Source organism: Rubripirellula reticaptiva (genome assembly GCF_007860175.1).
Classification (GTDB): Bacteria; Planctomycetota; Planctomycetia; order Pirellulales; family Pirellulaceae; genus Rubripirellula; species Rubripirellula reticaptiva.
This window is the reverse complement of the sequence record NZ_SJPX01000006.1, coordinates 520,028-534,218: the sequence shown is the minus strand read 5'-3', so window position 1 is coordinate 534,218 and position 14,191 is coordinate 520,028. Positions and strand designations below refer to the sequence as shown.

The window sequence follows — 14,191 nt, the reverse complement described above, 5'->3', positions numbered from 1 at the left end:
GTTGGCGGACAAAGCGTGTTTTAGTCCATTCTGGATGGCACTCCACCAAACTCCGTCCGCCCAAAGACGCTCAGTTAGCGAGAATGTCGCAGATTCGGCGGTTTACTCCGATGTTCGTCCGATAACGCCTCAAAGCCGGACACGACATCGAAAAGCTCTTCGTCGATGCTGCTTTGACGTAGACGGTGGAACTTGCTGTTGAGGTCTGCGAGCAATTCCTCGATGTTCTTTTCAGCTCGTTGCATCGCGGACAGACGACTGGCGTTTTCGCTGGCCAGTGATTCAGCGCAGGCTCGAAAGAGTGAGACGAACAGGTACTCGCGAATCAGGGTTCGCAGTGTCTTTGTGCGGTTTCCCATGACTTCCGGCGGGTGATGAGTTGGCCAGGGAGTTGTCGCCAGCCGACGCTGCCAGCTCTCATCGAGAGGCAATAGTTGCTGGTGAACCGGTTCGTAAACCACGGCGGACATGGGGCGGTTGTAAAATAGATGTAGCTCGACGGCATGGCCTTGAATGCGAAGTTCTTCAGCGGAAATAAGAATTTCGCCGATCAAAGGAGTAATTGCTTTGACGGAATTTGGCACATTGAAAAGCCCGAGTACCGGCAACCCGGTATCGGTTAGTCGTGAATGAGCACGCTCGCCGACGGCCCAGACTTTTGGTGTGCCGCGCATCTCCGCAAGAGCTTTACTAGCGTACTCCACGACGACTTCGTTGAACTGGCCCACCAACCCTTGATCGGAACCGAATACAACCGCAGCGATCAGGCGCGGGTTTGATTTTGTTGACGGAAGGCTATCTGTCGACATAGATAAAGCTTCCGCTTCGGCTGCTCGAAAGCACGCACCCAACCCCAGTTCGACCGTTCGAGCGTAGTCGCCCAGCGAACGTACGGATTGTTCATATTGGCCAATGCTCGAAGCAGCCATCGCCTTCATTGTCTTCACGACGGATTGCAGGTCTCCGGCACTATCGATTGTTCGGCGGAGCCCGGCGATGGTGTCGCTCATGGTTTCGGTCCTGTCGATGACGGGACCTGAAATGGTTCGAGCGCTTTGCGGGCGACTTCAATCACCGTTTGCCGGTCATCGTCGCTAAGTGAATCCGCTGTCTCGAATCGAGCACACAGATATGATGGTAGATCGGCCGCAGCGTCGGTCAGAGCACGCTCAGCTAAAACGATTTTGTCGAGCGGAATCGTATCGAAGAGCTTCGCCGTCAGCCCCAGCAGTACGGCTATCTGTGCCGCGACAGATACCGGAGACAGTTCAGGTTGCTTTAAACATGCTCGAATGCGTTTGCCGTGTTCGATCGTCTTCAGTGTCGGCTCATCCAGGCGAGCACCAAAGCGGGCGAAGCTTTCCAATTCCTCGAACTGTGCGTATCCGAGTTTCAGATCACCGGCCACTGCTCGATAGGCTGCATGTTGTGCTTTGCCACCCACGCGGGAAACTGATTTGCCCACGTCAACTGCTGGCAGAACGCCAAGCTCGAACAGCGATGGCGAGAGATAGATTTGCCCGTCTGTGATGGAAATCAGATTTGTCGGAATGTAAGCCGACATGTTTTGAGCCTCGGTTTCGATGATCGGCAAAGCCGTCAGTGAACCGCCGCCAAGTTCTGCTCGCAGGTGGGTGGATCGTTCCAGCAATCGTGAATGGATATAGAAAATATCACCAGGAAAGGCTTCGCGACCTGGCGGCCGGCGCAGCAACAGTGACAGTTCTCGGTAGGAACGAGCATGTTGTGTCAGGTCGTCGTAAACAATCAGCACATCGCGTCCTTCTTCCATGAAGTGCTCGGCGATGCTGGTCGCTGCGTATGGAGCGATATATGCCAGTCCGGGCGCGTCATTTCCTTCGGTGACGACGACCACCGTGTACTCCATCGCATGATTTTCACGCAAAGCTGCGACCACTTTGGCAACTCCGGATGCTCGCTGGCCGATCGCGCAGTAGACACAGACGACGTCTTTGCCTCGTTGGTTGAGGATGGTGTCGATCGCGATCGTCGTCTTCCCGGTTTGGCGGTCGCCAAGGATCAGCTCTCTTTGACCGCGGCCAATCGGTATCATCGCATCAACGACTTTCAATCCCGTTTGCAACGGTACGTTGACGGGCGAGCGATCCATGATTGCAGCGGATGGGCGTTCGATGGGAAGACGCCGGCGGGTGGCCACGGGGCCGCGATCGTCAAGCGGTCGGCCCAATGGATTGATGACGCGTCCCAGCAATTGACTTCCAACCCCCACATCCATGACTCGGCCAGTGCGTTGCACTTCGTCGCCGGCGTGCAGGTGCGCGTAATCGCCAAGCAGAACAACTCCAACCTCGGTCTCGTCCACGTTGAAGGCGATGCCATAGACATCACCAGGGAACTTCACTAATTCGTCAGAGCCCACTGCCGGCAGTCCGGAAACGCGTGCAATTCCTGTGGAGACTGCTGCAATTCTACCGACCTCGTGTGCAATTAATTCAGGCGCAAAACTTTCTCTCGCCTGACGGAGGTCGGCGAACGCCCTGTTAAAGCTGTTCAGCAGGCTGGTTGATTCCGAGTTCATCCAGTCTTCTTCTGGGGTTGGGGGTCGGACTTTGATACAGGCTGAGATTGGTCCTGAAGCAGCTCGCCAATGCGTTTTTCCATCGACGATAAATATTCCACGATGCTCCATGAAATCTTCCGCCCGCTGGATGTCAGTTCAATGCCGCTGATCACGTCTGGTACGGTTTCAAACGTCAGGGCGACTTCCATCGAAAACGCCCGATTGATCGCGTCCTGGAGCTTGGCTCGCTGAGCTGTGGGTAAATCAAACGCACTTCGCACGATCATCGAGTTGTCCTGTGCGTCGGATGGACCTGCAAAGTCTGCTTTCTCGTCATCATCGAGTTCCTGTAGTCGTCTGATGAACACGTCTGTTATTTGTTCTTCAAGGCTGAGATTGGCCAAGTCTGTCAAAGCTTTTCGCGCGATAGCAAAGACTTCCGTCTGAGTTCGGCAGGTGACCTCTTTGCTTAGTGCAACGTGTTCTCGGTGGAGCGCATCGTCGCGATTGGCTCGCATAGTTTCGGCCGCATTTTTGGCGTCTGCCAACAATCGCTGGCGTTCGCTATTTGCGTCATTGGCGGCTTTGGTCAACATTGACTGGCGTTGCTGATCGAACGCTCGATTCTTCTGCTGAAACTCCTCTCGTTCCTTGCTTGCCTCGACGCGTTTTGCGTCGGCATCTGCGAGTTCTGAAGCGATTCGCTTTTCTCTTGCATCAATGGCATCGAGGATCGGCTTGTAAAGAAATCGCTTCAGCAACCACACTAGAATAAGGAAGTTGACGGCTTGGGCGGCGACAGTGAACCAGTCGATTAGCATCAGACTAATTTCCTACCGTCTGCGTGATGAAGTGATTCCAGAACGGATTGGCAAAGATCAGAATCATCGACATCACGAAACAGTAAATCGCCGTAGATTCGATCATTGCCAGGCCAACAAACAGGGTGCGCGTTATGGTTGACGAGGCATCCGGCTGCTGCGCCAGCGACGTCAGCGCTGTTGCTACTGCTTTTCCCTCGGCAATTGCCGGCATCATGCAGCCGATGCTCGTTGCGAATGCAGCACAGATGATTGAGGTCACCCCGATAATGGTAATGCTGTCCATGATTTTTCCTTGATTGAGCGTAGTTGGTGTATGAGCTGCATCACGCGATTTTCGCAACTTGATTGTCGAGCTTGTTCTCGACATCCTGTTTGCGTTTTGTCGCTTGTGTAGCTGCCGCGATATAGACAGCTGCGAGTATGCTGAAAATGTATGCCTGGACCATTCCGGTCAATAAACCCAGCAGCGTCATCACGACGGGAAATATGAATGGCGTGATCGTCAGTAGGATTCCGATAATCATCGCACCGCTCATCATGTTGCCGAACAGTCGCACGGCCAGGGCCAGTGTGCGAGACACTTCGCTAATGATGTTGAACGGCAGCATGATGATCGTCGGTTCGACGTACGATTTCAGGTAGCCAAACAAGCCGCGTTCTTCGATACCGAACATTGGAATCGCCACAAACACACACAGGGCGAGAGCTGCCGTGGTGGAGAGTGATCCGGTGGGTGGTTCATAGACTGGAATGATGGTGCAGAGACTCGCGGCAGCAACAAATAGAAACAACGTTCCCAGGAACCCCAAATACTTCCTAGGATTGGAGATGCCTACTTGTTCGATCTGAGTTTCAATCGACGTCACAATGATTTCAAGAAAGTTCTGCCAACGAGACCGCGTGTGACTTGTGGAAAGATTCCGCGTAATCAACTTGGACCCGACGACCAGCAACAGCATGATCCCCCAGGTGTAGACAATCGTGGCGTTTAGCTTGAAGGCTGCATACTGCCAGAAGACCAGTTCGTCAGGACTAAGGTGCATGATGAACCTCCGTCGATGACGAAGCAGGATGTTGTAGCCGCGGACCAGTCAACCGCATCACCACAACTCGCGCGATGACGAACCCGAGCAAGCAGGCCAACATCATTTGCCAATTGTTATGTCCAATGCAATAAAAACCTGCGAGCGCGACGCCGACTCGTAGGATCAAACTTCCTGTAAACCAAAACGCGGCGTAGCGAGACGTCATGCCCTTGTTCACGGTCCACCACAGGCCCCCGAAGAAAATCATTCCAATCAAGACGCCTGCGACGGCGGCCAGTAGCGTTAGCAAAAGTAGAGTTTCATTCATCACTATTCTCCTGATCGTCATGCATGGCGGCTTCTTCTTTGGCGACCCAGTGCCACGCATTCAGGCAGCCAATGGCGAGTCCAGTAACCAGTAAAGCCAGTGTCCAGGAATGGCTTCCAGGATGGTGTTTGTCTAACCAAATTCCAAGTGCTGCACCAACTAGGGTTGGTACCGTCACGGACCAACCGATCAGTCCGATCATTCCCAATCCAAACCAAACGTTTGGTGCACGGTTTCTTCTGGCTTTCAACATGCGTTTCGCCTTCGCATCAATCTGCTTCGCAAGTGGCGAGGTCGGGTTCGTAGGTTGCAGTTGATTGTTTTCATCGTTCATGCTGAAACCCAGCGAAGCGTTGGAGGAAACCTGTCTCCAATTTCGCCATCACCGACCGCACGTTGCGTTCGGATTCGCTGAGTGTCAGAAACTCCTGTTCGACCGAATGACGAAGCCGTGACAGGTCTGCCCCACCAATTGCTTGCCGAACAGAAATCAACACGTCATAGCCTGTCTTGACCAGGACGCCTTCATCGACTGCTACAAAAACTTCACCGTCGGTGTCCGTTTCATAAACCAGAATCCCGGGCACTAACGAAGCGACGCAATCGAGCCGGTTTGGTAACAGCCCAAATGAACCCTCTCGTGACTCGGCAACAATCCGCAGTACATCGGTCTTTTGATCGAAGATACGAAATGGCAGCAGGACTTTGAGATTCATGTTTGATGGCGACATCGTTGTTTCCCTATGCCTTGACTTCCGAACTCGATTTGCTCTCCGCATCTGACTTGCGCTTGGCTTCGTCGATTGCCCCGATCATGTAGAGCGAGCTTTCGGAGAAGTCCTTGAACTCATCGCGTAAAATCCTCTCACAGCCGTCCAATGCATCATCCAGGCTGACAAGTTTTCCTTTTGTGCCAGTGAACTGTTCCGTTGTGAAAAACGGCTGAGTTAAGAATCGTTCCAGTCGACGAGCACGTGCGACGACGTTTCGGTCTTCGGGTGAAAGCTGTTCCAGCCCCAGCATGGCGATGATGTCCTTCAGCTCCGCGAACTGAGCCAACGTGTGACGAATCTCTTGAGCCAACTGATAGTGTCTCTCGCCGACGATTCCGGGCGTTGTCATTTTTGAACTGGATTGCAGTGGATCAATGGCTGGGAAGAGCCCTTCGCTCGCTCGTTTTCGAGACAAGACGATCGAAGCCGACAAATGCGAAAACGTGTGCACAGCCGCGGGGTCGGTGAAGTCATCCGCTGGTACATAGACAGCCTGGATCGATGTGATCGCACCGTTGTCTGTGTTGGCGATGCGTTCCTCAAGCTCAGACAACTCGGTGCCCATCGTCGGTTGATAGCCGAGCCGCGACGGCATTTGTCCCATCAGCCCCGAGATCTCCATTCCGGCTTGAATGAAGCGAAAGATGTTGTCAACCAAGAGCAAGACATCGCGATGTTCGTCGTCGCGAAAGTACTCAGCCATCGTCAGCGCCGCGTGACCGACCCGGAACCGGCTGCCCGGTGGTTCGTTCATTTGGCCGAAAACCATAACCATGTTGGGAAGCACTCCGGCTTCCTTCATCTCGCGATAAAGTTCTTCGCCTTCGCGACAACGTTCGCCAATGCCGCAGAAAATGCTGACGCCCTCTTGGTGTCCGATCATGTTGTGGATCATCTCGGTCAGCAGAACCGTCTTGCCGACGCCCGCACCGCCAAAGAGTCCCGTCTTACCGCCACGTTCGAGTGGGGCTAGAACGTCAATGACTTTGATGCCGGTTTCGAAAATCTCCGACTTTGTGCTGCGGCGGGCCAAAGGCGGTGGAGCGTGATGAACGCTGCGCCATTGGACGTCTTTCGGCTGCTCTTCGCGATCAATCGCATTGCCAAACACATCGAACATCCGCGACAGAATCTCTTTACCGACGGGGGCTTTCAGCGGGCCGCCTGAATCTGTCACCGCCATGCCGCGAGCCAAGCCCTGTGTCGGCGTCAACCCGATGCCACGAACATGATGTGCATCCCGCTGCGCCAGCACTTCGATCACGATTTTCTCGTCAGCTCCCGCGCGGAGCACAGAATGAATCGGCGGCAAACGATCGTCGAACCTTATATCGACAACACTTCCGCGAACGGAGGTGACCACGCCATAATTTTCGCCGTTTGGATTCTTGGTTTTCACGCTGTTGCCTCTGCTGGTAGAGGCACGACGGGAACAATCGCGTTCGGAGCATCGACTCTGGGTAACGTTGTTGTCGGAAGCTGCTGTGGGACTGTCATGCTCGCCACACCGATTCGGCTGTCGGCCATCCCGTAATAGATGTCGAAACGATCGGGTTGCCCGATATCGGTTCGGCAATCAATGCCAGTTGGAAAAACCACGTTTTCGACAACGCCATCGCGTTCGTGCGGATCAATTGGCGTCAAAATCGGCTCAGCGGAACGATACAAAATCGTCCGCGGATGCTCTTTCGACAGAATCATGACGCCGGCCGAATAACAGAGTCGTTTGCCGCTCGCGTCTGATGGCTCTTCCGCATGAACGCCGTGATACAGCATCATCCATCCGTGCCGGGTCATCACGGGAGGTGTTCCCCCGCCGATCTTGAGCGCTTCCCACGGTTCGACGGGTGTCGCTAAACGGTGGTGGGAATTGAACAGGCCAAGATGCTTCGGCTTAAGGCCGTCCAGCTCCATCGGACAATACGAAATCCAGATGCTTTCGTGATCGAGATCGACCAACCGGGCGCATTCATCACAGTCCGTTTCTTCCGGAAGCGTCCCCGGAAACAGCGGTCGATGAATCATTGCAAGTTGCAGTTTACCTCGGTGGTTCGGTATCGCGACTGGAAACAGACTCGCGTCCTTGTTGGCGACACCGACGAAGTCTGTACCGCGAAACGGCTCAAAGGTGGCAAGACCAAGACGCTTCCAATGAAACAAGTCCTCAGAGACTGCCAGTGCAATTCGAGGACCGCTCCTGGAGAACGCGGTGTAGGTCATCAAATAGCGATTGAAGCGCTCAACGTAGGTAATACGCGCGTCTTCACATCCGCCCCGTCCATTTTCTTGAAGCTCGTAATCCGCCTCAGGTTCCAACGCAACGCCCAATCGTTCAACGCCGCAAGGATCACCGGCTTCGTCAAATTGCACGCGAGCGATACCGATGCGAGAGTAGTTTTCCTTCCCGACTAACCGCGGAAACAAATACAGTTCCCCATCCGGCCCGCGCACCGCAGCTGGGTTCAGAACGCCCCCCACTTCGTGCGAATTGCCGGGCTCGGGTTCCATCAACAAGCCGAGACGCGTGAGTTCAAAATGGTTCATCGCAAGGTTTGGGGCAAGATGATGTTACGCGGTCGAGAGACAGAAGATTTTGTGAGCGAACTCACGCTGGGGTTTTGCTGACTTCACACTCTTTTGCCGCTTTCAACCAGCCTAACGCATCTTCATATTCGGATTCCGAGAAATGCTTGACGTGGGGATGGACGAGGTGAGCGGCGAATGTTGGCAAGGCAGTGAGTAGACCGTTGTCACTAACGATTGCGAGTCGTTGGATATTTGCGTGATAGTTTGCGACGAGCTGCAAGTGGCCAATCGCGGCTTCAAGATTCAACCAACCGGGAAACGCCTTTACGAAAATCATCACTCCAGCCAGCGAATCATGCTCGGCGAGATAGGGGTCAATGTCCTGAACCACTGCTTCAAAGTCAGTAGCTTCTAGCGTTTCGGAGGGTTCGAGAATCAGAATCCCCTCGTGTGAAAGCAATGTGTGTTTGAGCATGGGGTGTTTTCTTGGATTGTCGTTCGATATGACGATGGAAGTCTTAGTGACCTCGGCGACAGACTTGTAATGCACATGTTGTGCCGTGTCGGCTTGACATGGTTTTGTGTGCGAACGTGTGCGAATACGGCCAGTCTCTGTCGCATTGCCCTCCAACTTTCTCGTCGAAGCTTACGATCTTCGGACGATTCGACTCGTCTCTAGTCGTTCGAAGGGAGACCGGTTTTACGATTCCGTTTCGACTTGTTACCGAAGTGATTTTCGACGGGTCGCAGAATGACCAGAACGATGATCGTCATCACGGCACTGGTGACGGCCAACGGATACTGCCCCAAACCGCATGCGGTTCCAATGGCTGCTGACAGCCAGACCGTGCTAGCTGATGTTAAACCTAGCACGCCATGTTCGTGCTTCGTCTTCAAGATGGTGCCCGCGCCAATGAATCCGACTCCTGCCGCGATACCCTGTACAACTCGTGTCAAATCGACCGTGGATTGGGCGGTTAAGTCACGACATGCCAGGACGAACAAGGCCGAGGCAAGCGATACCAACATGTGCGTCCTTAAACCGGCAAAGTGACCGCTGATTTGTCGTTCCATCCCAATCACGCCGCCTAATCCAATGGCCGTTGCCGTTGGAATGAACGCTTCGATGTAGTTCATGCTGTTTACCTTGGTGATGATTGAGCAATAGTGTGCACAACCTGCGCGTAAACGCGCAGTGCATGAGGGAAAGCCGTTCTTTCTGCCTGTTTTTATCAGCGGCACAGTGATTGCATTTCTGAGACCAAACCGAATCTCCAAAGGCGATCAACAATGACGAAAACCATGAAAGCGTTTGTGATGCAAGGACTCGGCGAAGTCGAGTTCGTCGACAAGCCGATTCCTGAACCCGGGCCGAACGATGCGATCGTAAAAACAACTCGAGCGTTGGTCTGCACTTCCGATGTCCATACGCTCAAGGGAGCGATCGGTGATCGGCACAACATGACGCTTGGGCACGAAGCCGTTGGTGTTGTCGCAAAACTCGGAAGCGAAGTGCATGGATTCAAGGAGGGCGATCGTGTGGCCGTCAACGCGATCACGCCATGTTTCCACTGCGAGAATTGCCAGCGAGGTTACACGTCGCAATGCGGCACGATGCTCGGCGGCTGGAAATACGCCGACACAAAAGACGGCAACTTCGCGGAGTATTTCCATGTCAACGATGCAAACGCGAATCTGACGCACATTCCTGCGTCGATCTCCGACGACATCGCGGTCTATGCCTGTGACATGCTGTCGACCGGCTTCATGGGGGCCGAACACGCGAACATTCCGTTGGGTGGTACCGTGGCAGTCTTCGCACAGGGCCCTGTCGGATTGATGGCAACGGTCGGCGCTCGATTGCTCGGCGCGGGATTTGTCATTGGAATCGACGGAGTATCAAAACGCTTGGAAATGTCTCGGCATTTCGGAGCAGACGAAACGATCAACTACACGCAGGGCGACCCTGTGGAAGAGATTCGCAAACTGACCGGCGGAGTCGGCGTTGATTCGGCAATCGAGTGCCTGGGCGCTCAGTCAACATTTGAGGCTTGCGTGAAGGCGACTCGTCCTGGCGGCACTATCTCAGTCGCCGGCTACTTCGGCCACGGTGACAGCGTAGATATCCCACGAGTGGAATGGGGTGTCGGCATGAGCGACAAAGTCATTCGCACAGGTTTATGCCCGGGCGGAAACGTCCGCATGTCGCGTTTGCTGGGACTGATCGAACACGGCCGTGTCGATCCCTCGCCGCTGACGACCCACCGATTTGCTTTCGATGACGTCGACAAAGCGTTGCACATGATGGAAACCAAAGAAGACGGAATTCTCAAGCCGCTTGTCATCTTCAATGAGTAACTCGACGGCCCCGAGAGGCCAATGCAATCCTGAATTGAAAGAGGCGTCCACGTGTTTCGATTTCTGCCATGGAAACTAATCGTTCGGCGAGCGGCCCGAGCCTACGGGATCGCGGACCCCGCGTTGTGGCTGGCTCGGATTCGGAAGTTTTCGCAACCATCGGAAGTGCAGGAACCGATCGAACTGCTGCGCGCTGGTATTCACTTCCATGCTCGGGGACTGATCAACACGAAGGCGATTCAGCATAACCTGGACTGGGTCTGGCCCTATTGGGTCGAGCGACAGTTTGATCCGGCCGACGACTCGTTTCTGCCTCGAGCGTTCTCGTTCAGTCATATCAACTTGACGCACCGAAACTGGACGGCCGTTGGTCTGCCCGAATTGTCGTTGTCTCCGATCGTCGATCCTCGAGGGCTTGTGACTCCGCTATACGATGGCTGGTCGCTTGATTTTTGGCTGACCGATGCGGATGGTCATCAGCTTGTGCCAAGTCGCGTCAAGGACGACCACTGCAAGCAGTCGCTTACCAACGGAAATGAGCTCGCTATCGAGACAATCACTAGTGAGAGCGAACTGCATTTGCGAACGGTCACCGAAGTCGTGGTGGAAGATAACCAACCGGTGCTGAAAGTATCGGTCACTGCGACGTCAGTCGGTGGCGGTAACTTGGCGATGGGGATTCGTCCGTACAACCCAGAAGGAATCCAATTCATTGACGTTGTCGAATCGTTGCCTGACGCGATCGGCTGGTTGGTCAATGGAGCGACAAAAGTGCTGACGGACCGTTCGGCAGACCGCTTGCTGACGTCGCATTATGACGAAGGTGACGTGGTGTCCCAGATCAACGATGCCGACAGTATCGTCTCCTCTGCGGCGGTACCGGTCACCGAATTCTGTGATCAGGGAATGGCAACGGCAGCGTCCGTGTTTCACTTCGATGGCGACAAGCTGGCGTTAACGGTTCGAGTACCGTTGCAGGGCGAACTGAAGGCTCAGGGAAATCCCGCACAGTTTGCCCCCTCGGTGACATGGGGCGATATTCATGCGGAAGTTGCCACGTTATCCGTGCCCAACGTTCGGATTCAGAATTTGTACGACAGCGCCGTGAAGACGCTCGTGGTGCTGTCCGTCGACGACATCGTGCCCGGACCATACACCTATCGTCGTTTTTGGTTTCGCGACGCTTGCCTGATGATGAATCCGCTAATGTCGATCGGTTTGATCGAGCGATGTGAACGCATGTTACAGAAGTTCCCCGAGCGTCAGCAGCGCAACGGGTATTTTCGATCGCAGGATGGTGAGTGGGATTCGAATGGTCAGGTGCTGTGGGTATTGAATCGTTTCCGGAAAATTACCCATCGACCGCTTTCGAAGCCGTTGATGAAAACTCTCGACAAAGCTGTCCAGTGGATCGACAGGAAGCGTGTCGCCGGCGACGAGAACCTTCGGCACTCCGGCTTGCTGCCAGCAGGCTTCAGTGCAGAACATCTCGGACCAAACGACTTTTACTACTGGGACGACTTTTGGGCGGAAGCGGGAGCTCGCGCGGCAGCGGAGATTTGGCGTGAAGCGGGGGATGATTCGAAAGCTAGCAGAGCGAGCACTTTGGCGGACAATCTTCACGCGGCCATCTATCGCAGTTTATCCGATCTGCCGAAATCCAAAACGCTCGGTGGCGTTCCCGCTTCGCCGTATCGACGACTAGATTCCGGTGCGATTGGTTCGCTGGTTGCCGACTATCCACTGCAATTGACTTCTCCCAACGACCAGCGGATCACGGCGACGGTCGAAGCGATTCTGAAAAATCACTTTTTTCGAGGCGGTTTTTTTCAGGACATGATTCATTCGGGTATCAATGCGTACCTGACGCTCGATGTTGCTCAAACATTGTTGCGAAACGGTGACGATCGTTATCGTGACCTCATGGACACGGTCGCGGAGCTTGCCTCGCCGACGGGTCAGTGGCCAGAAGCCATTCATCCACGAACGCTCGGTGGCTGCATGGGAGACGGCCAGCATGGCTGGGCGGCTGGCGAATGGGTGATGATGATTCGCAACTGCTTCGTGCGAGAGGAACACGATCGACTGATCATTGGTTCTGGTCTGTTTCGTGAGTGGTTCAGTCAGGACACCGACATTGTCTTCGGTCCGACTCACACGCCGTGGGGACAAATCAGTGTCAGAATCATCACACCTCAGTCAAACCCGATGGTCATCATTGATGATCACTGGCACGCCTCTGCTCCACAGATCGATGTTCGCGTCCCAGGCTTTCAGCCAATGGAGAACGTGAAACTTGGGTCGGCCAAGCCACTGCAAAGACTGGTGCCCGACGGGTTGCCAATCGACGAGTCGGAATTTATTTCGACATCGGACGGTTAGCTCCGGTTGCACGGTTGAGCGAACCAGACACGATCGTCGTCATTGAGTCGTCATTGATAGGAACGAAACCATGAGAATTACAATGTTCACTAACACCTACCTTCCTCACGTTGGCGGGGTAGCACGCAGTGTGAACACGTACGAAGAAGAGTTTCGACGACGAGGATTCGATATCAACATCATCGCGCCCGAGTTCGAAGGGGCTGAAGAATCGACCGAGCATGTCTTCCGAGTGCCGGCGATTCAGAATTTTAACGGCAGCGATTTTTCGTTGAGACTACCGCAGCCGTACTTGTTGTCTGAGCATATCGATCAGCTTCGGCCGCAACTGATTCACAGTCACCACCCATTTCTGCTGGGCGATGCGGCGCTACGAACCGCCTACGAACGTCAGTTGCCGCTGGTATTTACTCATCACACCATGTACGAACAGTACACGCACTACGTACCGCTGGATTCGGATGCCATGAAACGCGTGGCCATTCAGATGGCGACGGAATATTGCAATCTGTGTCATCACGTGATTGCTCCCAGCGAAAGTATCGAAGCATTGCTGCGAAAACGCGGTGTTAACGTGCCGATTACGACCATTCCCACGGGCATTGACCTGAAATTCTTTGGCGGCGGAAACCAGCAACGTTTTCGAGAGAAAGTTGGTATCCCGCAGGATGCACTGGTGGTCGGGCATGTTGGCCGTTTGGCGGCTGAAAAGAATCTAACCTTCCTGACCAATGCCCTTGGCAAATATCTTGCGGACCATGAACACGCTGTGTTTGTGGTGGTAGGTGATGGGCCCGCACGCCGTGAAATGGTGCAGATTCTTGAATCGGTCGCTGCACCGAATCAGATTGTCTTCGTTGGTCGACAAACCGGTCAGGATCTCGCCGACGCATATGCCGCAATGGACGTCTTTGCATTCGCGTCGCAATCGGAGACACAGGGATTAGTGATTGCCGAAGCCATGGCCGCGAGCACTCCCGTGGTCGCCTTGGACGGGCCGGGCATTCGAGAAATTGTCGACGAACGTAATGGTCGACTGTTGGCAGGTGATGCGACGGAAGCCGATTTCGTTGAAGCGTTGACGCTGCTCTCCGAAAACAGACAACGCCTGCGACGGATCGCGGAGGACGCTCGGCTGTCGGTCGAGTCTTACGGACTGAAGTCCTGTGCCGATCGGCTAGCAGAATTGTACACGACGCTGATTGGTCAGTACGAATCCAAGCACGACCACGATCTCACGACGTGGGAGCTGATTCAAGGACGATTGGAAGCGGAATGGAATCTGATGGAAGAGAAAGCGTCGGCGTTGTCAGCAGCAGTCATCGAAACAGAAGCGACAAGAGCAACGCTGACGTAGAACTCCTTCTTTTACCCCACAAACCGAGTGTCACAGGTCAACCGACATAGCGCAAGCTCCAGAAATCCCGTCTACC

The 14,191-nt window shown here is 54.3% G+C and carries 15 protein-coding genes; 3 read left to right on the top strand and 12 right to left on the bottom strand.

Features of this window, described 5'->3' with window-relative positions; all coding sequences use genetic code 11:
• Positions 1-74: 74 nt before the first annotated feature.
• The 12 genes from Poly59_RS27675 to Poly59_RS27620 form a co-directional block, all read right to left on the bottom strand.
• Positions 75-1,010, bottom strand: a complete 936-nt coding sequence (locus tag Poly59_RS27675) for a F0F1 ATP synthase subunit gamma (RefSeq protein WP_146537310.1) — start codon at positions 1,008-1,010, stop codon at positions 75-77.
• A complete protein-coding gene (locus tag Poly59_RS27670; RefSeq protein WP_146537309.1) occupies positions 1,007-2,560 on the bottom strand; it encodes an alternate F1F0 ATPase, F1 subunit alpha in 1,554 nt (517 codons plus the stop codon). Before Poly59_RS27670 ends, Poly59_RS27675 begins: the two co-directional genes overlap by 4 nt.
• Complete coding sequence (locus Poly59_RS27665) at positions 2,557-3,363, bottom strand: F0F1 ATP synthase subunit B family protein (protein WP_146537308.1); 807 nt, start codon at positions 3,361-3,363, stop codon at positions 2,557-2,559. Before Poly59_RS27665 ends, Poly59_RS27670 begins: the two co-directional genes overlap by 4 nt.
• Before the next feature lie 4 nt (positions 3,364-3,367).
• On the bottom strand, positions 3,368-3,649 hold the full coding sequence (locus Poly59_RS27660; RefSeq protein WP_146537307.1) for a F0F1 ATP synthase subunit C: 282 nt from the start codon (positions 3,647-3,649) through the stop codon (positions 3,368-3,370).
• Between the two features lie 40 nt (positions 3,650-3,689).
• On the bottom strand, positions 3,690-4,409 hold the full coding sequence (locus tag Poly59_RS27655; protein WP_146537306.1) for a F0F1 ATP synthase subunit A: 720 nt from the start codon (positions 4,407-4,409) through the stop codon (positions 3,690-3,692).
• Entirely contained in the window at positions 4,399-4,719 is a 321-nt protein-coding gene (locus Poly59_RS27650) for an ATP synthase subunit I (protein ID WP_146537305.1), read from the bottom strand. The genes Poly59_RS27655 and Poly59_RS27650 overlap by 11 nt, the downstream gene beginning before the upstream one ends.
• Positions 4,712-5,053, bottom strand: a complete 342-nt coding sequence (locus Poly59_RS27645) for an AtpZ/AtpI family protein (protein ID WP_146537304.1) — start codon at positions 5,051-5,053, stop codon at positions 4,712-4,714. Before Poly59_RS27645 ends, Poly59_RS27650 begins: the two co-directional genes overlap by 8 nt.
• Positions 5,043-5,450, bottom strand: coding sequence for a F0F1 ATP synthase subunit epsilon (locus Poly59_RS27640; RefSeq protein WP_246151985.1), 408 nt, complete (start codon positions 5,448-5,450; stop codon positions 5,043-5,045). Before Poly59_RS27640 ends, Poly59_RS27645 begins: the two co-directional genes overlap by 11 nt.
• A gap of 10 nt (positions 5,451-5,460) precedes the next feature.
• A complete protein-coding gene (gene atpD / locus Poly59_RS27635; RefSeq protein ID WP_146537303.1) occupies positions 5,461-6,891 on the bottom strand; it encodes a F0F1 ATP synthase subunit beta in 1,431 nt (476 codons plus the stop codon).
• Positions 6,888-8,036 (bottom strand): glycoside hydrolase family 130 protein, encoded by a 1,149-nt coding sequence (locus Poly59_RS27630; protein ID WP_146537302.1) that lies wholly within the window; start codon positions 8,034-8,036, stop codon positions 6,888-6,890. The genes atpD and Poly59_RS27630 overlap by 4 nt, the downstream gene beginning before the upstream one ends.
• Before the next feature lie 61 nt (positions 8,037-8,097).
• Positions 8,098-8,493: a SpoIIAA family protein gene (locus Poly59_RS27625; RefSeq protein WP_146537301.1), complete on the bottom strand. Its 396-nt coding sequence runs from the start codon at positions 8,491-8,493 to the stop codon at positions 8,098-8,100.
• Positions 8,494-8,693: 200 nt separating this feature from the next.
• The gene (locus Poly59_RS27620) at positions 8,694-9,155 is read right to left on the bottom strand and encodes an MgtC/SapB family protein (protein WP_146537300.1); all 462 of its coding nucleotides are present in this window, start codon (positions 9,153-9,155) and stop codon (positions 8,694-8,696) included.
• A gap of 153 nt (positions 9,156-9,308) precedes the next feature.
• Here Poly59_RS27620 and Poly59_RS27615 point away from each other — a divergent pair, with 153 nt between their 5' ends.
• The 3 genes from Poly59_RS27615 (at position 9,309) to Poly59_RS27605 (ending at position 14,115) form a co-directional block, all read left to right on the top strand.
• Positions 9,309-10,376: an NAD(P)-dependent alcohol dehydrogenase gene (locus Poly59_RS27615; RefSeq protein WP_246151984.1), complete on the top strand. Its 1,068-nt coding sequence runs from the start codon at positions 9,309-9,311 to the stop codon at positions 10,374-10,376.
• 51 nt (positions 10,377-10,427) lie between these two features.
• Positions 10,428-12,758, top strand: coding sequence for a glycoside hydrolase family 15 protein (locus tag Poly59_RS27610; protein ID WP_186776563.1), 2,331 nt, complete (start codon positions 10,428-10,430; stop codon positions 12,756-12,758).
• 70 nt (positions 12,759-12,828) lie between these two features.
• Entirely contained in the window at positions 12,829-14,115 is a 1,287-nt protein-coding gene (locus Poly59_RS27605; protein ID WP_146537299.1) for a glycosyltransferase, read from the top strand.
• Positions 14,116-14,191: the final 76 nt, after the last annotated feature.

Bases quoted from the DNA above. Each gene is read 5' to 3' on its own strand.
- Poly59_RS27675 (WP_146537310.1), bottom strand. From the start codon at position 1,010: ATGAGCGACACCATCGCCGGGCTCCGCCGAACAATCGATAGTGCCGGA.
- Poly59_RS27670 (WP_146537309.1), bottom strand. From the start codon at position 2,560: ATGAACTCGGAATCAACCAGCCTGCTGAACAGCTTTAACAGGGCGTTC.
- Poly59_RS27665 (WP_146537308.1), bottom strand. From the start codon at position 3,363: ATGCTAATCGACTGGTTCACTGTCGCCGCCCAAGCCGTCAACTTCCTT.
- Poly59_RS27660 (WP_146537307.1), bottom strand. From the start codon at position 3,649: ATGGACAGCATTACCATTATCGGGGTGACCTCAATCATCTGTGCTGCA.
- Poly59_RS27655 (WP_146537306.1), bottom strand. From the start codon at position 4,409: ATGCACCTTAGTCCTGACGAACTGGTCTTCTGGCAGTATGCAGCCTTC.
- Poly59_RS27650 (WP_146537305.1), bottom strand. From the start codon at position 4,719: ATGAATGAAACTCTACTTTTGCTAACGCTACTGGCCGCCGTCGCAGGC.
- Poly59_RS27645 (WP_146537304.1), bottom strand. From the start codon at position 5,053: ATGAACGATGAAAACAATCAACTGCAACCTACGAACCCGACCTCGCCA.
- Poly59_RS27640 (WP_246151985.1), bottom strand. From the start codon at position 5,450: ATGTCGCCATCAAACATGAATCTCAAAGTCCTGCTGCCATTTCGTATC.
- Poly59_RS27630 (WP_146537302.1), bottom strand. From the start codon at position 8,036: ATGAACCATTTTGAACTCACGCGTCTCGGCTTGTTGATGGAACCCGAG.
- Poly59_RS27625 (WP_146537301.1), bottom strand. From the start codon at position 8,493: ATGCTCAAACACACATTGCTTTCACACGAGGGGATTCTGATTCTCGAA.
- Poly59_RS27620 (WP_146537300.1), bottom strand. From the start codon at position 9,155: ATGAACTACATCGAAGCGTTCATTCCAACGGCAACGGCCATTGGATTA.
- Poly59_RS27615 (WP_246151984.1), top strand. From the start codon at position 9,309: ATGACGAAAACCATGAAAGCGTTTGTGATGCAAGGACTCGGCGAAGTC.
- Poly59_RS27605 (WP_146537299.1), top strand. From the start codon at position 12,829: ATGAGAATTACAATGTTCACTAACACCTACCTTCCTCACGTTGGCGGG.